The organism is Pantoea sp. MT58 (genome assembly GCF_014495885.1).
Taxonomy (GTDB): Bacteria; Pseudomonadota; Gammaproteobacteria; order Enterobacterales; family Enterobacteriaceae; genus Pantoea; species Pantoea eucalypti.
The window spans coordinates 3,253,290-3,275,758 of the sequence record NZ_CP061083.1; the positions used below are offsets into that span (position 1 = coordinate 3,253,290).

Annotated in this window: 18 protein-coding genes; 2 read left to right on the top strand and 16 right to left on the bottom strand. The window is 53.7% G+C overall.

Annotation, left to right across the window (positions count from 1 at the left end; translation table 11 throughout):
* Positions 1-8: 8 nt before the first annotated feature.
* The 16 genes from dnaE to rpsB form a co-directional block, all read right to left on the bottom strand.
* Positions 9-3,491 (bottom strand): DNA polymerase III subunit alpha, encoded by a 3,483-nt coding sequence (dnaE, locus tag IAI47_RS15455; RefSeq protein WP_003852631.1) that lies wholly within the window; start codon positions 3,489-3,491, stop codon positions 9-11.
* Positions 3,492-3,522: 31 nt separating this feature from the next.
* Positions 3,523-4,149, bottom strand: coding sequence for a ribonuclease HII (gene rnhB / locus IAI47_RS15460; protein WP_008925641.1), 627 nt, complete (start codon positions 4,147-4,149; stop codon positions 3,523-3,525).
* Positions 4,142-5,290 (bottom strand): lipid-A-disaccharide synthase, encoded by a 1,149-nt coding sequence (gene lpxB / locus IAI47_RS15465; RefSeq protein WP_003852634.1) that lies wholly within the window; start codon positions 5,288-5,290, stop codon positions 4,142-4,144. Before lpxB ends, rnhB begins: the two co-directional genes overlap by 8 nt.
* A 3-nt stretch (positions 5,291-5,293) precedes the next feature.
* Positions 5,294-6,082, bottom strand: coding sequence for an acyl-ACP--UDP-N-acetylglucosamine O-acyltransferase (lpxA, locus tag IAI47_RS15470; protein WP_003852636.1), 789 nt, complete (start codon positions 6,080-6,082; stop codon positions 5,294-5,296).
* A 3-nt stretch (positions 6,083-6,085) separates the two neighbouring features.
* Positions 6,086-6,541 (bottom strand): 3-hydroxyacyl-ACP dehydratase FabZ, encoded by a 456-nt coding sequence (gene fabZ, locus IAI47_RS15475; protein WP_003852639.1) that lies wholly within the window; start codon positions 6,539-6,541, stop codon positions 6,086-6,088.
* 152 nt (positions 6,542-6,693) lie between these two features.
* A complete protein-coding gene (lpxD, locus tag IAI47_RS15480; RefSeq protein WP_008925640.1) occupies positions 6,694-7,719 on the bottom strand; it encodes a UDP-3-O-(3-hydroxymyristoyl)glucosamine N-acyltransferase in 1,026 nt (341 codons plus the stop codon).
* A 3-nt stretch (positions 7,720-7,722) separates the two neighbouring features.
* Entirely contained in the window at positions 7,723-8,220 is a 498-nt protein-coding gene (gene skp, locus IAI47_RS15485) for a molecular chaperone Skp (RefSeq protein ID WP_003852644.1), read from the bottom strand.
* 110 nt (positions 8,221-8,330) lie between these two features.
* Positions 8,331-10,742, bottom strand: coding sequence for an outer membrane protein assembly factor BamA (gene bamA / locus IAI47_RS15490; protein WP_003852645.1), 2,412 nt, complete (start codon positions 10,740-10,742; stop codon positions 8,331-8,333).
* A 51-nt stretch (positions 10,743-10,793) separates the two neighbouring features.
* Entirely contained in the window at positions 10,794-12,140 is a 1,347-nt protein-coding gene (rseP, locus tag IAI47_RS15495) for a sigma E protease regulator RseP (RefSeq protein ID WP_003852647.1), read from the bottom strand.
* Between the two features lie 12 nt (positions 12,141-12,152).
* Positions 12,153-13,010: a phosphatidate cytidylyltransferase gene (cdsA, locus tag IAI47_RS15500; protein WP_033743116.1), complete on the bottom strand. Its 858-nt coding sequence runs from the start codon at positions 13,008-13,010 to the stop codon at positions 12,153-12,155.
* A gap of 18 nt (positions 13,011-13,028) precedes the next feature.
* Positions 13,029-13,781 (bottom strand): (2E,6E)-farnesyl-diphosphate-specific ditrans,polycis-undecaprenyl-diphosphate synthase, encoded by a 753-nt coding sequence (ispU, locus tag IAI47_RS15505; protein WP_003852651.1) that lies wholly within the window; start codon positions 13,779-13,781, stop codon positions 13,029-13,031.
* A 181-nt stretch (positions 13,782-13,962) separates the two neighbouring features.
* On the bottom strand, positions 13,963-15,159 hold the full coding sequence (gene ispC, locus IAI47_RS15510; RefSeq protein ID WP_008925638.1) for a 1-deoxy-D-xylulose-5-phosphate reductoisomerase: 1,197 nt from the start codon (positions 15,157-15,159) through the stop codon (positions 13,963-13,965).
* Between the two features lie 111 nt (positions 15,160-15,270).
* Positions 15,271-15,828, bottom strand: coding sequence for a ribosome recycling factor (gene frr / locus IAI47_RS15515; protein ID WP_003852653.1), 558 nt, complete (start codon positions 15,826-15,828; stop codon positions 15,271-15,273).
* Positions 15,829-15,971: 143 nt separating this feature from the next.
* Entirely contained in the window at positions 15,972-16,697 is a 726-nt protein-coding gene (gene pyrH, locus IAI47_RS15520) for a UMP kinase (protein ID WP_003852654.1), read from the bottom strand.
* Between the two features lie 157 nt (positions 16,698-16,854).
* A complete protein-coding gene (tsf, locus tag IAI47_RS15525; protein ID WP_008925637.1) occupies positions 16,855-17,706 on the bottom strand; it encodes a translation elongation factor Ts in 852 nt (283 codons plus the stop codon).
* Between the two features lie 182 nt (positions 17,707-17,888).
* Positions 17,889-18,614 carry a 30S ribosomal protein S2 gene (gene rpsB, locus IAI47_RS15530; protein WP_008925636.1) on the bottom strand — a complete coding sequence of 242 codons (726 nt, stop codon included), beginning with the start codon at positions 18,612-18,614 and terminating at the stop codon, positions 17,889-17,891.
* Between the two features lie 318 nt (positions 18,615-18,932).
* Here rpsB and map point away from each other — a divergent pair, with 318 nt between their 5' ends.
* Complete coding sequence (map, locus tag IAI47_RS15535) at positions 18,933-19,727, top strand: type I methionyl aminopeptidase (RefSeq protein ID WP_008925635.1); 795 nt, start codon at positions 18,933-18,935, stop codon at positions 19,725-19,727.
* A gap of 66 nt (positions 19,728-19,793) precedes the next feature.
* Positions 19,794-22,448, top strand: coding sequence for a bifunctional uridylyltransferase/uridylyl-removing protein GlnD (glnD, locus tag IAI47_RS15540; protein ID WP_008925634.1), 2,655 nt, complete (start codon positions 19,794-19,796; stop codon positions 22,446-22,448).
* Positions 22,449-22,469: the final 21 nt, after the last annotated feature.

Here is a 22,469-nt window from a genome sequence, read left to right on the forward strand (position 1 = left end):
TTCCTGTTCTAGTCAAACTCCAGTTCCACCTGCTCCGATCCAATCAACGAGCGCAGATCGTTAAGTAAACGATCGCTGGGCGAAATTCGCCACGCTGCACCAAAGCGCAGCTTCGCTCGCGCGTCGGCTCTCTGATAGTAGAGATTCACCGGAATAGTCCCTGAACGATGAGGTTCCAGGGACTGACGGAGCCGGTTTAATAGCTGGTCATCAATTTGCCTGTCCGTCAGCGAGATAGCAAGTCCGCGCGCGTATTTTTCGCGAGCTTCGTCGATGTCCATGACTTCACGCGCGGTCATTTTAAGCCCGCCACTGAAGTCATCAAAGCTGACCTGTCCGCTGACGATCAGGATTCGGTCTTTCTCCAGCAACTGCTGGTATTTATCTAACGCATCGGTAAATAACATCACCTCAAGACGACCGGAGCGATCGTCCAGAGTACAGATACCAATTCGGTTGCCGCGCTTGGTGACCATTACCCGCGCGGCGATCACCAGACCAGCCGCCACAGTAATTTTACCCCGATCGGTAGGATGCATATCTTTCAGACGCACCCCGCCAACATAACGCTCAATTTCTTTCAGATACTGATTAATAGGGTGGCCGGTAAGATATAGCCCCAGCGTTTCCCGCTCACCATCCAGCTGCACCTGCTCAGGCCACGGCGTGACGCTGGCGTACGATTTCTCAACCTGCTCCGGCTCCTCCGCCAGCACGCCAAACATATCTGCCTGGCCAATCGCCTCCGCTTTCGCGTGTTGATCGGCGGCTTTTAACGCGTCACTGAGTGAACTCATCAGGGCGGCGCGGTGCGGTCCAAGGCGATCGAAAGCCCCGGACATAATCAGTTTTTCCATCACCCGACGGTTGATCTTTTTAGTGTCAGTACGGGCACAGAGATCAAACAGTTCGCGGAAATAGCCACCTTCATTACGGGCGTCGATAATCGCTTCAATCGGGCCTTCACCCACGCCTTTGATCGCGCCGATACCGTAAACGATCTCGCCCGCGTCATTAACATGGAAGGGATAGAGACCCGAGTTAATATCGGGCGGCAGGACTTTCAGCCCCATCCGCCAGCACTCATCAACCAGGCCCACCACTTTCTCGGTGTTATCCATATCGGCGGTCATCACCGCCGCCATGAACTCGGCCGGATAGTGCGCTTTCAGCCACAGGGTCTGATAGGAGACCAGTGCGTAAGCCGCAGAGTGTGACTTGTTAAAGCCATAACCTGCAAATTTTTCTACCAGATCGAAGATCTTCATCGACAGTTCGCCGTCGATGCCCATGCTTTCGGCACCATCGCGGAATATGGAGCGCTGTTTGGCCATCTCCTCGGGTTTCTTTTTACCCATGGCGCGTCGCAGCATATCTGCGCCGCCCAGGGTGTAACCGGAGAGAACCTGGGCGATCTGCATCACCTGTTCCTGATAGAGGATGATGCCGTAAGTCGGTTCCAGCACCGGCTTCAGGCTTTCGTGCTGCCACTGAATGTCGGGATAAGAGATCGCTTCACGGCCATGCTTACGGTCAATAAAGTTATCTACCATGCCGGACTGCAGTGGGCCAGGACGGAACAGCGCCACCAGTGCGATCATATCTTCGAAGCAGTCGGGCTTCAGACGCTTAATCAGATCTTTCATGCCGCGCGATTCAAGCTGGAATACCGCTGTGGTTTCCGAGCGCTGCAGCATATCGAAGCTTTTCTTATCATCCAGCGGGATTGAGGCGATATCGATCGGCTCCAGCCCCTGCTTCTCCCGGCGCGGGTTGATCATCTTCAGCGCCCAGTCGATGATGGTCAGCGTACGCAGACCCAGGAAGTCGAACTTCACCAGGCCGGCATATTCCACATCATTTTTATCGAACTGAGTGACCGGGAACTGCCCGTGTTCATCGCAGTAAAGCGGCGCGAAATCCGTGATTTTCGTTGGCGCAATGACCACGCCACCCGCATGTTTACCGGCGTTTCGCGTGACCCCTTCCAGCTTACGCGCCATATCGATCAGCGCCTTCACCTCTTCATCTGCGTCATACATCGCAGGAAGCTGCGGTTCAGCAATAAAGGCTTTTTCCAGCGTCATGCCGGGATCGGGCGGGATCAGTTTTGAAATGCGATCAACAAAGCCGTAAGGATGACCCAGCACGCGGCCCACATCGCGGATAACCGCTTTCGCCGCCATGGTACCGAAGGTGATAATCTGGGAAACCGCTTCACGTCCGTACATATCAGCGACGTGTTCGATGACCTGATCGCGCTTCTCCATGCAGAAATCGACGTCGAAGTCGGGCATCGAGACGCGTTCCGGGTTCAGGAAACGTTCGAACAGCAGGTCAAATTCCAGCGGATCGATATCGGTGATTTTCAGCGCATAGGCCACCAGCGAACCGGCACCGGAGCCACGACCTGGGCCCACCGGCACGCCGTTATCCTTGGACCACTGGATGAACTCCATCACGATCAGGAAGTAGCCGGGGAATCCCATCTGGTTAATAACGGTGAGCTCAATCTCCAGACGCTCATCATATTCCGGACGTTTTTCTGCGCGCTCAGCTTCGTCCGGGAACAGGAACGCCAGGCGCTCTTCCAGCCCCTCGCGGGATTTCACCACCAGATAATCTTCGGTAGTCATATCACCGGTCGGGAACTGTGGCAGGAAATATTCGCCCAGTCGCACCGTCACGTTACAACGCTTAGCAATCTCTACGCTGTTCTCCAGCGCTTCCGGGATGTCCGAGAACAGCTCGCACATCTCCTCTTCGCTGCGCATATATTGCTGAGGACTGTAGTTGCGCGGACGCTTGGGATCATCCAGCGTATAGCCGTCATGAATGGCAACGCGAATTTCGTGCGCATCGAAATCTTCTGCATTGATAAAGCAGACTTCATTGGTGGCAACGACCGGTATTCCCTCTGCAATCGCAAGTTCAACGGCTGCATGCAGATAGCTCTCTTCGTCCTGTCGGCCAGTACGGATCAGCTCCAGGTAGTAGCGATCGGGAAAATGTTGCTGGTAAAACGACAGGCACTGCGACACCAGCGCATTGTTACCGCGCAGCAGGCTACGACCTACATCGCCGCGTCGCCCACCCGACAACAGTATTAATCCTTCCTGCAATTCGATCAGCCAGTCGCGATCGATAATGGGTCCGTCCACGCCATAACCGCGCTGATAGGCGCGGGAGATCAGCAGCGTCAGGTTCTGGTATCCGGTATTACTGGACGCCAGCACGGTAAGCTGTGTCAGCTCATCCCCCATCAGCTCACTGGCCACGTTGAAATCGGCACCAATGACCGGCTTTATCCCTGCGCTGTGCGCGCCACCGTAGAATTTCACCAGGCCACAGAGGTTAGTGAAGTCGGTAATCGCTATCGCCGGCATGCCAAGGGCAGCCGCTTTCTTGATTAGCGGCCCGGTTTTTGCCAGGCCATCAACCATCGAATAGTCACTGTGGACACGCAGATGTATAAAACGGGGTTCAGCCATATCAGTTTCCGGTTAAAACAGCGTCAGGCTATTAAAGCGTAAGGGTCTGGCGGGCAGCCAGTACTTCAGCATCGAGCAGCGCATTACGTACGGGCGCAAAACTACGACGGTGGTGCGGCGTGGCGCCATATTGTGTCAGCTTTTCCATATGCAGCGCCGTTGGATAGCCTTTGTGTTGTGCAAAACCATACTGCGGGAACAGCAGATCCAGTTCGGCCATCTCACGATCCCGCGAGACTTTGGCGATGATCGATGCTGCACTGATTTCGGCAACCAGGCTATCCCCTTTGACGACGGCCTGTGAAGGCATAGGCAATGCCGGGCAACGGTTACCATCAATCAGCACATAGTCGGGCTGGATACTCAGGCCAGCTACCGCACGCTGCATCGCCAGCATGGTAGCGTGCAGAATGTTGAGCTGATCGATCTCTTCAGGTTCTGCGCGTCCCAGACTCCATGCCAGCGCCTTCTCTTTGATTTCGTCGTACAACGCCAGGCGGCGTTTTTCCGACAGTTTCTTCGAGTCCGCCAGGCCGGTAATCGGATTTGCCGGATCGAGGATCACCGCAGCAGTGACCACCGCGCCAACCAGCGGACCGCGCCCCACTTCGTCCACACCGGCAATCAGTCTGGCGACAGGATAGATAAAATCAGGCATTCACCAGCTCCAGTACTGCATCCGCTGCCTGCTCATCGGCGTTCCAGCGGATCTGTTGATGTAATTCATGAAACGTCTGCAGCAAAGTTTCGCGCTCAGGCCCGGCATGCAACAGCGGATCTAACGCTGCAGCCAGGGCGTCGGGCTGACACGCATCCTGCAGTAACTCTTTGACCAGCTCACGCCCTGCCAGCAGGTTTGGCAGCGAGACGTAAGGGGTTTTCACCAGCCGTTTCGCCAGCCAGTAAGTGGCCGGTTTCATGCGATAACCGACGACCATCGGGCATTTTGCCAGCATGCACTCCAGTGCGGCAGTCCCGGATGCCAGAAGTGCGGCATCGCTTGCAATCATCGCCTCACGACCCTGTCCATCCAGCAGATGCATCGGCAGTTCAGGCGCAACGTCAGCTTTAATCTTCTCAAACTGTTCACGGCGACGGGCGTTAACCAGCGGCACCACGATTTCCAGCGCCGGATAGTGACGACGCAATAATTGGGCTGTTTTCAGGAAGTCAGCACTGAGCATTTCCACTTCCGCACCACGACTGCCCGGCAGCAGTGCCAGACAGAGCGCATCGTCCGCAATGCCGAGATGACGGCGCGCAGCCTGCTTATCAGGTTGCAGCGGCATGGCATCCGCCATGGTGTGACCGATAAAGCGGCAGGGAACGTTATAACGATCGTAGAAGGCTTTTTCAAACGGCAGGAAGGCCAGCACCAGATCGGTATTTCGGCCAATCTTAAACACGCGCTTTTGCCGCCATGCCCACACCGAAGGACTGACATAGTGGATCGTACGGATGCCCGTACGTTTGAGATTGCCTTCCAGCGTGATATTAAAATCGGGCGCATCAATACCGACAAAAACGTCGGGTCTGAGCTCGCTAAAACGTCGGGTGAGATCGCGGCGGATTGTCAGCAGGCGTCGCAGGCGACCCAGCACCTCGACAATGCCCATTACCGCTAACTCTTCCATCTCATACCAGGCTTCACACCCTTCAGCCTGCATCAGTGGGCCCGCCACACCGACAAAGCGTGCATCAGGATGGCGCACTTTCAGGGCACGAATCAGACCTGCACCAAGAATATCGCCGGAGGTTTCTCCGGCGACCAGGGCAATCGTTAAAGGACGCGCTGACATGGATTAACGAATTAATCCACGGGTTGAACGGGTAAAGAAGTCGTAGAAAGGCTGCACTTCGCTGTGCTGTTGCGCAATGGCTTCGATCTCCGGCTTCACTTCTTCCAGCGTTCTGCCACTGCGATAGAGCAGCTTGTAAGCGTTGCGAATCGCATGCAACGACTCTTTGCTGAAGCCACGACGCTTAAGACCCTCAATATTGATACCGAACGGCGTCGCATGGTTACCCTGCGCAATAACGTAAGGCGGAACATCCTGCGCCACGCCGGAACAGCCACCAACCATCACGTGCGCACCGATGATGCACCACTGATGTACCGCTGTCATGCCGCCAATAATGGCGAAATCATCGACCGTCACGTGACCACCCAGGGTGGCATTGTTCGCGAAGATACAGCGGTTACCAATCACGCAGTCATGCGCAATGTGGACATTGACCATCAGCAGATTATCGCTGCCCACTGTGGTGACATGGCCACCCTGCGTGGTGCCGCGATGAATCGTCACGCTTTCACGAATACGGTTGCGATCACCGATCTCAACCCGTGTTGGCTCACCGGCATATTTCAGATCCTGATTCACTTCGCCAATTGAGGCAAACTGGTAGATCTGATTATCTTTACCGATACGCGTGTGGCCATTCACCACAACATGTGACTTCAGTACTGTTCCTTCACCAATCTCAACATTCGCGCCGATAAAGCAAAACGGGCCAATGTGAACACGGGCGCCAATGATAGCGCCCTCTTCGATGACAGAACTGGGATGGATAGTGGCGGTTGGATCAATCACGAATTATGCCTCCCGGCTGCGGGCACACATCATGGTCGCTTCACAAACGATTTTACCGTCAACAGTCGCCACGCCTTTAAAGCGGGTCAGACCACGGCGGGTTTTCTCGAAAGTGACTTCCATGATCATTTGGTCACCTGGTACCACAGGACGCTTAAAGCGGGCACTGTCGATACCGGCAAAGTAATAGAGTTCGCCTGGCTCCAGTTTACCTACGCTTTTAAACGCCAGAATACCGGTGGCCTGCGCCATCGCTTCCAGGATCAGAACGCCAGGAAAAATCGGTTTACCAGGGAAGTGCCCCTGGAAAAACGGTTCATTAACAGAAACGTTCTTCACTGCACGCAGGTATTTGTGCTCTTCAAATTCCAGCACACGGTCTACCAGCAGAAACGGATAGCGATGCGGCAGCAGCTCTAAAATCTCTTCAATTTTCAGAGTATGAGTTTCAGTAGTCAAAATACTCTTCCTGTCCTAAAAATCTGATGACATCAATAACACGGCCTGCACAGATCAAAATGATCTTCCGCAGGCCGCAAATAGGTACTGTGGCGCCGGGCTTCCCTGCTTAACATTTTTATTATGAAAGCCGGTCAGTTTTGGGATGGCGGTTAGTCGTCTTTGCCGACCTTGCGCTCGATGGCTTTTAAGCGTTTGCTCATATCATCGATGTTCATCACCAGCGCTGCAGTTTTACGCCAGGTTTTGTTGGGTTGCAGCGGAATGCCTGACGAATAAACGCCTGGCTCTGTGATAGGACGCATGACCATACCCATACCGGTCACCGTTACTTTGTCACAGATTTCCATATGGCCGTTAATGACGCTGGCACCGCCAATCATACAGTAACGTCCAATCTTCAGACTACCCGCCATGATCACACCGCCTGCAACCGCAGTATTGTCGCCAATAACTACGTTGTGAGCGATCTGGCACTGGTTGTCTATGATAACACCATTGCCGATCAGAGTGTTATCAAGCGCACCGCGATCGATGGTGGTGCAGGCCCCTATTTCGACGCGATCGCCGATAATTACCGCGCCTAACTGCGGGATTTTCACCCAGTTACCGCGATCGTTGGCATAGCCGAAACCATCAGAACCGATGACGGTACCTGACTGAATCAGACAATCCTGGCCAATTTCGATCTCGTGATAAACAGAGACGTTGGCCCAGAGACGGGTGCCACTGCCAATACGGGTTTTTTTGCCAACAAAACATCCCGCACCAATAACTACGTTGTCACCCAGCTCAACATCCGCTTCGATCACTGCATTGGCGCCAATGGCGACATTGTTGCCGAGTCGGGCTGAGGGGTCAATTACCGCGCTGGGGGCGATATTTTGCGCCGGCTGTGGCGTGGTATCGAGTATTTGTGCCATACGCGCATAAGTCAGGTAGGGATTTTTCACTACCAGCGCTGCGGTATTACACCACTCCAGATCCGCTTCCGTCAGCACCACGGCTGAGGCCTTAATCAGGGCGAGTTGCTCGCGGTAACGGCTGTTTGCAAGAAAAGTGATTTGGCCAGTTGTGGCGGATTGCATAGAAGCAATACCGGAGATGACGATATCGCCATCTCCGTGCAATTCTGCATCCAACTGCTGGGCTAAATCAGCCAGTCGAATAGATGACATGAATTATTTAACCTGTTTCAGCACGTCAGCTGTGATGTCTTTTGCGTTTGATGCATAAGCCACCGCGTTGGCGTCGATCACGACGTCGTAACCATCGCTGTCAGCGACTTTCTTAACGGCATCCTGAATACGGCTCAGCAGCTTGTTACGCTCTTCCATCTGACGACGACGGTTATCCTGCTCAAAAGCCTGTGCTTTTGAAGAGAACGCTTCACGCTGAGACATGACATCTTTTTCCATGCGGCTGCGTTCGCTTGCCTTCATGGTAGAACCGTCACGCTGCAGACGCTGCATTTTAGTTTGCAGATCGCGCTCCTGGCTCTGCAACTCAGTTGCACGGCCTTTGAACTCGTTTTCCAGCTGTTTAGCAACAGTCGCACGTTGCGGTAACTGTTGGAAAATGCTGGACACGTTTACCACTGCAATTTTGTCAGCAGCCTGAACACCAGCGGAAACCGCTAAAGCAAGACCCAGACCTGCGGCACACAACAACTTTTTCACTATAAACTCCTTACCATCAACGTTTGTGTCAGCGACACAGTGTTTGCGCCGGAACAGCAACAGGTGCTGCCCGGCAGCAATACTTCAGCTATGCATCCTTGCTCAGAACATTACCAGGTTTTACCAATGTTAAACTGGAACTGCTCTGACTTGTCTCCATCGACTTTCTTGAACGGCTGGGCGTAAGAGAACACCAGCGGGCCAAGCGGTGACATCCACTGCAACGCAACACCGCTTGATACACGAATGTTGTTTGGATCGCTGTAGTCAGGAATGCCTGCCGCACGCGTTTCCGCTGTATTTTCCCAATGGGTATCCCACGCGGTACCGGCATCGACGAACACCGAGGTACGCACCGAGTTAGCATACTTCTCGCTCAGGAACGGCGTTGGCGTGATCAGCTCAAGGCTGGCGATCGCCATGGCGTTACCGCCCACCGCATCGTCAGACTTACAAACGCCATTTGGATCGGCAATTCGGCAGTTCGACGAGTTGTTATTAAAGTAGGCTGCTTTCGGTCCAATGGTGTTGGACTGGAAGCCGCGAACCGTGCTTGAACCACCGGCATAGAAGTTCTCGTAGAACGGCATCTCTTTGCCGCCGAGTCCATCGCCATAGCCGATACGACCACGTCCCAACAGCACCCAGGTACGATCCTGGTTAATCGGCACATACTGCTGACTATCCAGCGTGGCCTTATAGAAGCTGTTATCTGAACCAGGAATCGTCACTTTACCATTCAGGTTAGTGCGGTTACCGGATGTCGGGAAGAATCCGCGGTCCAGGGTGTTGTAAGTCCAGCCGTAGTTAAAGGTGAAGTCATCTGCTGAGAATTCGCCTTTGTCATTAAGCTGCTGCGGCTTACCAACCGAGTCAAGGTAACGCCACATCGCAACCTGCGGCTGCATGTTTGACAGGTCATTGTGGACATAGCCCAGACCGACACGCAGGGTGTTGTTTTCGTTAACCGGGAAGCCAAGTGTGCCATCCAGACCATAACTCTTGTTGGTATAGTCAGAAAGGTCAGCATTGTCTGCTTTGAAGTCGTTGTAGAACAGACGACCACCCAGACTCACACCGTCAACGGTGAAGTAAGGGTCAGTAAGCGAGAATTCAGCATAGGTCTGGTAATCGTTTTTGGTCCCGCTGATGCCCACGGTATTACCGGTGCCCAGCCAGTTATCCTGCGTTACGCCAACCTGGAAACTCACACCACTTTCAGTGCCGTAACCGACGCCGAAGTTGAAAGTACCGGTGTTACGCTCTTTAACTTTGTAGACCACGTCAACCTGGTCAGGCGAGCCTGGTACACGCTGGGTATCCACATCCACGGTTTCAAAGTAACCGGTGCGGTTCAGACGCTCTTTACCCTGTTCAACCAGATCGCTGCCCAGCCATGCGCCTTCCATCTGACGCATTTCGCGACGTAACACCGAGTCTTTTGACGTGTCATTACCTTCGAAACGAACATTACGCACGTAGTAACGGTTACCCGCATCCACGTTGATGTGCAGTTTCACGGTTTTGTCGGCGTCGTTGATTTCTGGCTGTGTGACTACACGCGGATAGGCATAGCCGTAGCGGCCCAGCAGTTTCTTGATGTCATCTTCCATTTTCGTGACTTTGGCGCCGTTATAGAGCTCGCCTGCCGGAATTTTGGTCAGATGTTCAATTTCTGCGGAGTGACCCGCCATGCTGCCATTGACGATTACGCCAGCAATTTTGTACTGGTCACCCTCGGTGATGTTCACCGTGATGTAGATGCCTTTTTTATCTGGCGTCAGGCTGACCTGTGTCGAATCGATATTGAAGCGTGCATAGCCGCGATCCAGATAGAAGCTGCGCAGAGTCTCAAGGTCACCTGCCAGTTTCTGCTTCTGGTATTTACGATCGCCTACTACGTTCCACCACGGCACTTCATCACGCAGCTGGAAACGGGAGATCAGTTCATCAGAGCTAAAGGCTTTATTACCGACAATGTTGATCTGCTGAATTTTGGCAGAGACACCCTCGGTAAAGACCAGCTTCAGATCGACACGGTTACGCGGCAGGGGTGTCACCACCGCTTTCACGTTGGCGGTGTATTTACCGACGCTGTAGTAGAAATCCTCAAGGCCTTTCTCAATAGAAGAGATAGTGGTGCGGTCCAGCGCTTCGCCGACACGCACACCTGAGGCTTCCAGATTTTGTTTGAGCTGATCCTCTTTCACCGCTTTGTTACCGGTGAAGGTAATGCTGGCAATGGTAGGACGTTCTTTGACCTGGACAATCAGCGTTGTACCGTCTCGCAGGACCTGAACATCCTCAAAGTTGCCAGTAGCGAACAGCGAGCGAATGGTATTTCTGACATCATCGTCATTCACCGTATCGCCAACCCGTACTGGCATGCTCAGCAGAGCCGCGCCGACGGCGACTCGCTGCAGCCCTTCGAAATGAATATCCTTCACCACGAAATCGTCTGCACCGTAAACGGTGGCGCTGCTAAACAGCAGCGACGCTATGAGCAACTTTTTCATCGCCATCGTTGTTATGCGTTTTCCTAACACATCCCTCGAATGTTCGCGTTCCAGCGGTTACAAACGTGAGAAATCATTGAAAAGTGCAAGCCCCATTAACAGCACCAGTAAAATCGAACCGATGCGATAACTAAAGTCCTGAACTCGCTCGGACACCGGTCCACCTTTGATCTTTTCGATCGCAAGGAAGAGCAAGTGCCCACCATCTAAAACCGGCAAAGGGAACAGGTTGATGATGCCCAGGTTGACGCTAATCAACGCCAGGAACATCAGGTAGTAAATCAACCCGTACTCAGCTGACAATCCTGCACCCTGCGCAATCGAAATTGGCCCGCTCAGGTTGTTCAGCTTCACATCACCGGTTATTAACTTGCCCAGCATGGAAACAGTGAGCTTCATCAATTGCCAGGTTTTTACACTGGCCTCACCGATTGCCGCAAATGCGCCATACTGCCTTACCGTCTTGTACTCTTCTGGCAGCGGGACGATACGCGGAATCACTCCCGCAAAGCCCGCCTTACTGCCATTTTTCGCTTCTGGCGTCATCGTCAGCGCAATTGATTCACCGCCGCGATCCACTTCAAGCGCCATGCTTTTACCGGGATTATCCCGGACCTGCGTGACAAAAGTCTGCCACTGCGATAATGGCTGACCATCGACTTTAACGATCCTGTCGCCTGCTTGCAAACCGGCTTCACTCGCTGGCGAGTTCGCCTGCACTTCTGCCAGTGTGGTCTCAATTTGCGGACCGCGTGGCTGAATCCCTAATGCAACGACCGGATCCTGCTTATCAGGCTCAAACTGCCAGTTACGCAAATCCAGCTGCTTCTGCTGGGTTGCATCTTCGCCAAATCGGGCCACGGTTAACGTGGTGCTGCTATCGCCGATTTTACCCACCAGCGCCATACGCACAGCATCCCAGTCAGGCGTTTCGATACCGTCAACAGCCTTAAGTTCCATGCCGGGCGTAATTTGCGCTTCTGCAGCGACCGAACCGTTTAAAATTTCACCGATTACCGGGCGTACACCTGGTACGCCGTGAATAAACACAACCCAGTAGGCAAAGATGGCAAAGATAAAGTTAGCGACAGGCCCTGCCGCAATAATGGAGGCGCGTTGCCAGACGGCTTTGTTATTAAAAGCCTGATGACGCAGCTCGGCGGGCACGCTTTCGACACGTTCGTCGAGCATTTTAACGTAGCCGCCGAGCGGGATCAGCGCGATGACAAATTCGGTGCCGTGACGATCACGGCGCTGCCAGAGCGCCTTACCAAAACCAATAGAAAAGCGCTCAACTTTGACACCACAGCGACGAGCGACCCAGAAGTGGCCAAACTCATGCACGGTAATCAACACGCCCAGCGCAACGATAAAGGCGAAGAAACTCCAGATTATACTCAACATCTTTGCCTGTCCTTAAAGGGTGCGGAACACCAGCAGCAATAAACAGGCAAACACCGGCACCGCCGCAGTCAGACTATCAATACGATCAAGCATGCCGCCATGACCGGGGATCAGATTACCACTGTCTTTAATGCCCGCTTCACGTTTAAACATACTCTCGGTGAGGTCACCCAGAACAGAGGCCAGCGTCGCGATAACCGCGCAAATCACCAGCGTACCGGTGGAGACCGTCAGCGGCGCCAGCGTGGCAAACAGCAGCGCAATCAGCGCCGATGAAACCAGGCCGCCCAGGAAGCCTTCCCAGGTTTTGCCTGGTGAGACTTTCGGCGCCAGCTTGTGCTTGCCGAACATCTTGCCAAACATGTAAGCACCGGAATCCGCTCCCCACACCAGCAGCAGCACAAACAGCAGCCACCAGGCTCCGGCGAAGTGGTCGGTTTCATAGTGATACTGGCGCAGCGCCACCATGCCCCAGAAAAAGGGCACCAGCGTTAATACGCCAAACAGTAAGCGAAGTGGACGCGAATGACGCCAGAAAGCCGCGGAAGCGGGATAGGTAAGCACCAGCAGCAGTGCCGCGACCCACCACACCAGCGACGCCCAAAGCGATGTCGCAATCTGTGGCAGATGCACCGTGTGTTGATAAGGTGGCAGCGTAAACTGCATCAGCGCCAGCAACAGACCACAAAGTACAGCCAGCCAGACACGCTGTTGCCGTGATGCCATGCCTGCAAACTGACCCCATTCCCAGGCTGCCAGCATGCAGATAACAATCGTTGTCAGGGCGAAGCCAACAGGCGGTAACCAGAATAGTGCAGCTATTACCAGCGGAATTAATATCAACGCGGTAATAAGACGAGACTTCAGCAAAGGTTACCCCCAGATTGCTCAGGCGCCGCCTGGTGCAGCGCCGCCAAAACGACGCTCCCGCAGAGAGAATGCATTCAGTGCACCTTCAAAAACGTGTTCATCGAAATCCGGCCAGAGCACATCGGTAAAATAGAATTCAGCATAGGCAATCTGCCACAGCAGGAAGTTGCTAATCCGATGCTCTCCCCCGGTCCTTATCACTAAATCCACTGGCGCCAGCTCCTGCATGCAGAGCTGCGACGTCAGGCTCTCTTCGGTAATCTGGTCAGGTCGCAGTAATCCTTCCTGAACCTGTTCAGCCAGTTTTTTCACGCCTTCGATAATATCCCAACGGCCGCCATAGTTGGCAGCAATGTTGAGCGTCAGACGGGTATTATTTGCAGTCAGGGTCTCAGAACGACGAATACGTTCCTGAATGCGGGGGCTGAAACGGCTGGTATCGCCAATGACACGTAAGCGAACGTTGTGTTTATGCAGGCTCTTTACTTCACTGTCGAGTGCCCAGACAAACAGTTCCATTAACGCGGTGACTTCCTGCGCAGGACGGCTCCAGTTTTCACTACTGAAGGCATAAAGCGTCAGGGCTTCAAGATTGTTATTGACCGCAAAGCTGACGGCACGACGCACCGATTTAACACCGGCTTTGTGGCCTGAAATACGCAATTTTCCCTGATTTTTGGCCCAGCGACCATTGCCATCCATGATGATAGCGACGTGGCGCGGACCGTTTCCCTGCTGGTCATCAGTGTTGTTGTGATTGTTAGACGACATAACGCTTAACCAATTCCTTTCATCAGAAATGCTGTGTTTTCTGAATACATTGCGCCCGATTCAAATCCCGGCACACGCTTAGTGCCGGGCTACACCGAATTCGGTGACAGACCGTGAAACGCGAGCCAGCGACTATACCATTTTCACCTGAAGCGAACAAATGGCCTCATAACGATCGGTTTCACGACGTGAAGCGCGGCAACATTTCTGTTGCCAGCGCGCGCGCAGTGCGATCGATGTCAAGGACAGCGTCCACCGAATCCGGCTCCGGACACACTTGTGCCGCCATCACTGCGCTATTAAGCGCGGCAATGTCGGTGAAGCGGATCTGGTGATTCAGGAAAGCCGCGACGGCAACCTCATTGGCAGCATTTAGCGTGGTGGTCGCCGCCTGCCCTGCCTCACAGGCATCAATGGCCAGTTTCAGACAGGGATAGCGACTAAAGTCAGGTTCTGCAAAAGAGAGCGCCGACATGCGGGTAAAATCCAGCGGCGTCACACCTGCATTGATGCGCGATGGCCAGGCCATGCTGTGGGCAATAGGCGTACGCATATCGGGAGAACCTAACTGAGCCAGCACGCTGCCATCGCAGTATCGCACCATGGAGTGAATCACCGACTGTGGGTGAAGTATCACTTCCATCTGCGCTGCGCTGGCATTAAACAACCAACGGGCTTCAATGTACTCAAGACCTTTATTCATCATGGTGGCCGAATCAACAGAGATTTTTCTCCCCATCGACCAGTTCGGATGTGCACAGGCCTGATCCGGCGACATGGCGCTAAGATCAGCTAAATCTGTGTCACGAAAAGGACCACCCGATCCCGTAAGGATAATCGACTCAATGCCATTATCCCGCAGGTCAGCGTAACCTAACTGATGCTGGATGGTAGCCGGTAAACTCTGAAAAATGGCGTTATGCTCACTGTCGACTGGTAGTAACTGCGCGTTATGATGACGCACCGCCTCCATAAACAAACGGCCGCAGGTGACAAGCGATTCTTTGTTGGCCAGCAGCACCGTTTTTCCGGCGCGAATGGCTGCCAGCGTCGGCAGCAAACCGGATGCGCCGACAATTGCCGCCATCACCTGATCCACGTCATCCAGCGCAGCCAGCTCACAGGCTGCCTGAACGCCGGAGAGCACTTCAGTATCGATCCTGATTGCTCTCAGTCGCTCACGCAGCGCAGCGGCGGATGCCTCATCTGCCATGCAGGCGTAGCGCGGCGTAAAAGCCGCACACTGTTCGGCCATCAGCGCCACATTGTGGCCAGCGACCAGCGCAGTAATCTGATAAAGCGCCGGGTTGGCGCGAACCACTGCCAGCGTACTGGTGCCGATCGAGCCGGTGGATCCCAGCAGAGTTAATCGCTTCATGAGGCTATCCGTGTGAAGTCAGCGTGCCCTCAGGCACAATGTAAAACGCCGCCAGATGTCGCATTCATACGAATACCTCTCTGTACGGCGTTTTGTCCGGCAGTGATGGGATTAGAAATCCATCAGCTCCGACTCTTTTTCAGACAGTGCGGCATCAACTTTCTTGATGTACGCATCGGTCATTTTTTGCACTTCATCCTGCGCACGACGTTCGTCGTCTTCGCTGATCTCTTTATCTTTCAGCAGCGCTTTGATTTTATCGTTGGCATCGCGACGGACGTTACGTACCGACACACGGCCCTGCTCGGCTTCGCCGCGCACGATTTTAATCAGATCTTTACGACGCTCTTCTGTCAGGGCAGGCAGCGGAACACGGATGTCGGTACCGGCTGAACTTGGGTTCAGACCGAGATCAGACTTCATGATCGCTTTTTCGACTGCCGGACTCAGTGAACGGTCAAACACGTTGATTTTCAGCGTGCGTGAATCTTCCACAGTGACAGAAGCCAGCTGACGCAGTGGCGTCGGCGTGCCGTAATATTCGACGACGATGCCGTCAAGCAGCGAAGGTGAAGCACGACCGGTGCGCACTTTGCTGATGGTAGTTTTGAATGCTTCAACGCATTTTTCCATGCGCGTGTCAGCATCTTTTTTGATGTCGTTAATCACGTTGAAACCCTTGGATTCGGTTTGACCTGGCCAGTTCCGGCATAACCGGAAGCGGGATCGATAATCATCGATAATCCTGACTGGTGCGCGATGCATTCTCATCGCGCTGACAGAATATACCTTATTTTATCTCGCCTCGGGTATTAATGCGTAATCAGAGTCCCTTCTTTTTCACCCATCACTACACGACGCAGTGCGCCAGGTTTATTCATGTTGAAAACACGGATAGGCAATTTGTGGTCACGCGCCAGGGTAAAGGCCGCCAGATCCATCACTTTCAGCTCTTTATCCAGTACTTCAGCATAGCTCAGTTGCTCATAAAGCGTTGCGTCCGGGCTTTTCACCGGGTCGGCAGAGTAGACGCCGTCAACTTTGGTCGCTTTCAGCACCACGTCCGCTTCAATCTCAATGCCGCGCAAACACGCCGCAGAGTCGGTGGTAAAGAACGGGTTACCGGTACCGGCGGAGAAAATCACCACGCGGTTGTTACGCAGCAGGCTGATCGCTTCTGCCCAGCTGTAGTTGTCGCAGACGCCATTCAGTGGAATCGCTGACATCAGGCGTGCGTTCACATAGGCGCGGTGCAGTGCATCACGCATCGCCAGGCCGTTCATCACGGTTGCCAGCATACCCATGTGGTCACCCACGACGCGGTTCATCCCTGCCTGCTGCAGGCTTGCGCCACGGAACAGGTTCCCTCCGCCAATCACTACGCCAACCTGGATGCCCAGTTCAACCAGCTCTTTTACCTCTTGTGCCATGCGGTCAAGCACACTCGCGTCGATACCAAAACCTTCAGCGCCTTGCAGAGCTTCGCCGCTGAGTTTAAGCAGGATACGTTGATAAACAGGTTTTGCGTTGGTCGCCATGGTCAGTTCTTCCTGGAAGATTGGGTGTAAAGGAGAAGTAAATTCTGATCGATCATCCGCTTACCGCAAAGAAAATGCTATTGGGATGAAACTGAAAACGTGTCTGTTGCGATTCACAGACAAAAAAGAACCGCCGGATGGCGGTTCTTTCAAAGCATTAAGACTGTTTGGACATTGCTGCAACTTCTGCAGCGAAGTCAGACTCAACTTTCTCGATGCCTTCACCCACTTCGAAGCGGATGAAGTTAATCACGTCAGCGCCCTGCTCTTTCAGAGCCTGGCCAACGGTTTTGCTTGGGTCGATAACGAAAGCCTGACCTGTCAGAGAGACTTCGCCGGTGAATTTCTTCATACGGCCTTCAACCATCTTCTCTGCGATCTCTTTTGGCTTGCCAGACTGCATCGCGATGTCCAGCTGAACCTGGTACTCTTTATCAACCACGTCAGCAGAAACGTCTTCTGGCTTAACGAATTCAGGTTTGCTTGCTGCAACGTGCATTGCGATCTGTTTGATCAGATCTTCGTTAGCGCCTTTCGCTGAAACCAGAACGCCGATACGTGCGCCGTGCAGGTAGCTGCCCAGCTCTGCGCCTTCCAGGATTGCAACGCGACGGATGTTGATGTTCTCACCGATTTTAGCAACCAGTGCAACGCGCTCTTCTTCGAACTGCGCTTTCAGAACTTCAACGTCGGTAACGCGATTAGCGGCAGCCGCTTCCAGAACTTTGTCTGCGAACGCCTGGAAACCGCCATCTTTTGCAACGAAGTCAGTCTGGCAGTTCACTTCCAGAATCACGCCGTAGTCGCCAACGATCTTGGTTTTGATTACGCCATCAGCAGCAACGTTGCCTGCTTTTTTCGCTGCTTTGATTGCGCCAGACTTACGCATGTTCTCAATCGCCAGCTCAATGTCGCCGTTCGCTTCAGTCAGCGCTTTTTTGCAATCCATCATGCCAGCGCCAGTACGCTCGCGCAGTTCTTTTACCAATGCAGCGGTAATGTCAGCCATTCCAGAATCCTCGGTTCGTGCCTGAGTACGTTTGCACCAGCAGACACTTATTTGCGGAAAATTTACTCTGTCCCGCCGTCCGGTTGGGGGCGTGACAGACTTAGATAAAATAAAGGGGCCAGTATAGGCCCCTTACAGATCACATCTGAATGCTAAGGGCTCTTATGCAGAGCAAACCTTAATTAAGCGTTTTCTAAAGACGCTTCTTCAGCTTGCTCAGCCAGGTCCTGAGAGCGGCCTTCGCGAACGGTAGTCGCAACGGCAGTCAGGTACAGGTTTACAGCACGGATCGCATCGTCGTTACCTGGGATAACGAAATCAACGCCATCTGGATCTGAGTTGGTATCAACGATAGCAAATACCGGGATACCCAGGTTGTTTGCTTCTTTGATTGCGATGTGTTCGTGATCAGCATCAACAACAAACAGTGCGTCTGGCAGACCGCCCATGTCTTTGATACCGCCCAGGCTGTTTTCCAGCTTGGCCAGCTCACGCGCACGCATGAGCGCTTCTTTTTTGGTCAGTTTGTCGAAAGTGCCATCCTGAGACTGAATCTCCAGATCTTTCAGACGCTTGATTGACTGACGCACGGTTTTCCAGTTGGTCAGCATGCCACCCAACCAGCGGTGGTTTACGAAGAACTGGTCGCAGCTCAGTGCAGACTCTTTTACTGCCTGGGCAGCAGCGCGCTTAGTACCTACGATCAGGATCTTACCTTTACGGGAAGAGATCTTGTTCAGTTCAGCCAGAGCTTCGTTGAACATAGGTACAGTTTTTTCCAGGTTGATGATGTGAACCTTGTTACGTGCACCAAAGATGAATGGCTTCATTTTTGGGTTCCAGTAACGGGTCTGGTGACCGAAGTGAACACCAGCCTGGAGCATGTCGCGCATGGAAACAGTTGCCATGATAAAACCTCTAAAGTTTGATTGGGGTTGGGCCTCCATGTATCCCATACGACCGACCTCTTTCAAGGCACCCCGGCGTATGTGTCGATACATGTGTGTTTTATTACACATAATGAGAGTTATGCGTTTCCTGCTGACCGAAACAGCCATACAGAGAATCGTCGGCGCGCTTTATACCACAAACCACCATGGGACGCCAATAAATGATCACTGATGAGCGCCAGCGCGTTCTCTATTTGGCAGCCCATTTGCTGGCTGCTAACATGACAGCACAGACCTTATTATTGTCGAAAATTTCGACAACTGCGGATTAATTTAATGGCAATTTCAATCAAAACCCCTGAAGAAATCGAAAAAATGCGCGTCGCGGGCCGACTGGCCGCCGAAGTGCTGGAGATGATCGAGCCTCATGTTCAACCGGGTGTCACCACCGGCGAGCTGGACCGTATCTGCCACGAACACATCACGCAGAAGCAGCAGGCCGTCTCTGCCTGCCTTGGCTATCACGGTTTTCCGAAATCAGTCTGCATCTCGGTGAATGAAGTGGTTTGCCACGGGATTCCCAGTGACGATCGCCCTCTGAAAGATGGCGATATCGTCAATATCGATGTCACCGTCATTAAAGATGAGTACCACGGTGATACCTCAAAGATGTTTATTGTTGGTAAACCCACTATTCAGGGTGAGCGCCTGTGCCGCGTCACGCAGGAGAGCCTCTATCTTTCCCTGCGTCTGATTAAGCCCGGCATCCGCCTGCGCGAGTTGGGTCGTGCCATTCAGAAGTATGTTGAAGCAAACGACTTCTCTGTCGTACGCGAATATTGCGGTCACGGCATCGGCAAGGGATTCCACGAAGAGCCTCAGGTATTGCATTACGATGCCGATGATAGCGGCGTCGTGTTACAGGCGGGTATGACCTTTACAGTAGAACCGATGGTCAATGCCGGGGATTACCGCATCCGCACCATGAAAGATGGCTGGACGGTAAAAACCAAAGATCGCAGCTTGTCCGCGCAGTATGAGCATACTATTGTGGTGACGGAAAACGGCTGTGAGATTTTAACCCTGCGCAAAGACGACACGCTGCCCGCTGTGCTCGTCGCCGAAGGGTAATTCCCCCAAAACAGATCAAGCCGGCGCTGAGCCGGCTTTTTTTTGGCTAAAAAAGAGAAGAGCTGCATGAGCGTGAGTCTGTCGGAAGATGTGAAAAACGGTCTGGTTGATTCGCCAGCCGAATGGGGTGACGACCAGCTGACCCGCGACATTCTGAAGCCGAGGCTGGAGCTGTTTCAGCAACATCTGGCTGCCGCGTTTGATGCCGGTGAACCCGTTGAGCCGCTGATCGATGCCCGCACGCTGTTTATTGATCGGCTGCTGCGTCGCCTGTGGCGCTTCTTTGGCTTTGATGAAATGCCGTCTACCGCGCTGGTCGCCGTTGGCGGCTATGGCCGTGCCGAACTGCATCCGCTCTCTGATATCGATGTTCTGATCCTCAGCCGCCAGCCGCTGGATGAACAGGCTGCGCAACGCACCAGCGATCTCTTAACGCTGATGTGGGATCTTAAACTGGAAGTGGGCCACAGCGTCCGCACGCTGGAAGAGTGTCTGCTGGAGGGATTGTCTGATCTGACCGTCGCCACCAACCTGATCGAATCACGGATGCTGACTGGCGATGTGGCGCTGTTTCTGGAACTGCAGAAAAATATCTTCAGCGACGGTTTCTGGCCCTCATCCCGCTTTTTCGCCGCCAAAATTGATGAGCAGCAGGAGCGCCACAAGCGTTATCACGGCACCAGTTATAACCTCGAGCCCGATATCAAAAGCAGTCCCGGTGGCCTGCGAGACATCCATACGCTGCAGTGGGTTGCCCGACGCCATTTTGGTGCCACTACCCTGGATGAGATGGTCGGCTTTGGTTTCCTCACTGACGCTGAGCGCAGCGAACTCAACGAATGTCAGGAGTTTCTCTGGCGCATCCGCTTTGCCCTGCATCTTTCCCTCCCCCGCTACGATAACCGCCTGCTATTCGATCGCCAGCTCAGTGTGGCGCAGCGCCTGAATTACCAGGGCGAAGGCAATGAGCCTGTCGAACGCATGATGAAAGATTTCTATCGGGTCACACGGCGTATCGGTGAACTGAACCAGATGCTGCTGCAGCTGTTTGATGAGGCGATTCTGGCGCTTTCCACCAGTGAAAAACCCAGATCTATCGATGACGATTTCCAGCTGCGGGGTGATTTGATCGACCTGCGCGACGAAACGCTGTTCACCCGCGAACCGCAGGCGATTCTGCGCATGTTCTACGTGATGGTGCGTAACGACAGTATCAAAGGGATCTACTCCACCACCCTGCGTCACCTGCGCCATGCACGTCGACATCTTAAACAGCCGCTGTGTCAGATTCCGGAAGCGCGACGCACGTTTATGTCAATTCTGCGCCATCCCGGCGCGGTGAGCCGGGCGCTGGTGCCGATGCATCGTCATAGCGTGCTGTGGGCCTATACACCGCTGTGGGGGCATATCGTCGGACAGATGCAGTTTGATCTGTTCCATGCCTACACCGTGGATGAGCATACTATTCGTGTCCTGCAGAAGCTGGAAAGCTTCGCCAATGAAGCCACCCGTCCGCAGCATCCACTGTGTGTCGAGTTATGGCCACGCCTGCCGCAGCAGGAGCTGTTACTGATGGCTGCGCTGCTGCATGATATTGCCAAAGGGCGCGGCGGCGATCACTCTATTCTTGGCGCGCAGGATGCGCTTGAGTTCGCTGAAATGCATGGCCTTAACTCACGTGAAACTCAACTGGTGGCCTGGCTGGTTCGTCATCACCTGCTGATGTCTGTCACGGCGCAGCGTCGCGATATTCAGGATCCGACGGTGATCCAGCAGTTTGCTGAGGTGATGCAGAATGAGAACCGGCTGCGCTATCTGGTTTGTCTGACCGTGGCCGATATCTGCGCCACCAATGAAAGTCTGTGGAACAGCTGGAAGCAGAGCCTGTTACGCGAGCTGTTTTTCGCCACCGAGAAGCAGTTACGACGCGGTATGGAAAACAGTCCGGATTTGCGGGAACGGGTGCGTCATCATCGCCTGCAGGCACTGGCACTGCTGCGGATGGATAACATTGATGAAGAGCGTCTGCACCAGATCTGGAATCGTTGCCGCGCGGACTACTTCCTGCGCCATACGCCGAATCAGATTGCGTGGCATGCCCGCCACCTGCTGGTTCACGATCTGAAAAAACCGCTGGTGCTGGTCAGCCCGCAGGCCACCCGTGGCGGGACCGAAATTTTTATCTGGAGTCCCGATCGGCCTCATCTGTTTGCTGCTGTGGCCGGTGAACTCGACCGTCGTAACCTCAGCGTTCACGACGCGCAAATCTTCACCAGCCGGGACGGCATGGCAATGGATACCTTTATTGTGCTGGAACCGGATGGCAGCCCGCTCTCCCCCGATCGCCATCCGATGATCATTCAGGCGCTGGAACAGGCAATCACTCAGTCAGATTGGGTGCCGCCGCGTACCCGTCGTCCGTCGGCCAAACTGCGGCATTTCAGCGTGGATACCGAAGTGAACTTTCTGCCAACGCACACTGACCGTCGCAGCTACCTGGAACTGGTGGCGCTGGATCAGCCAGGCCTGCTGGCGCGGGTCGGCGAAGTCTTTGCCGATCTGGGTGTCTCACTGCACGGTGCACGCATCAGCACCATCGGCGAGCGGGTCGAAGATTTATTTATTCTGGCCAACAGCGAACGTCAGGCACTGGATGAAGAAATGCGCAAAGCGTTGCAACAACGGTTGACAGAGGCCCTTAATCCAAACGATAAAGTGTGACCAGATTCAATTTGTAGACAT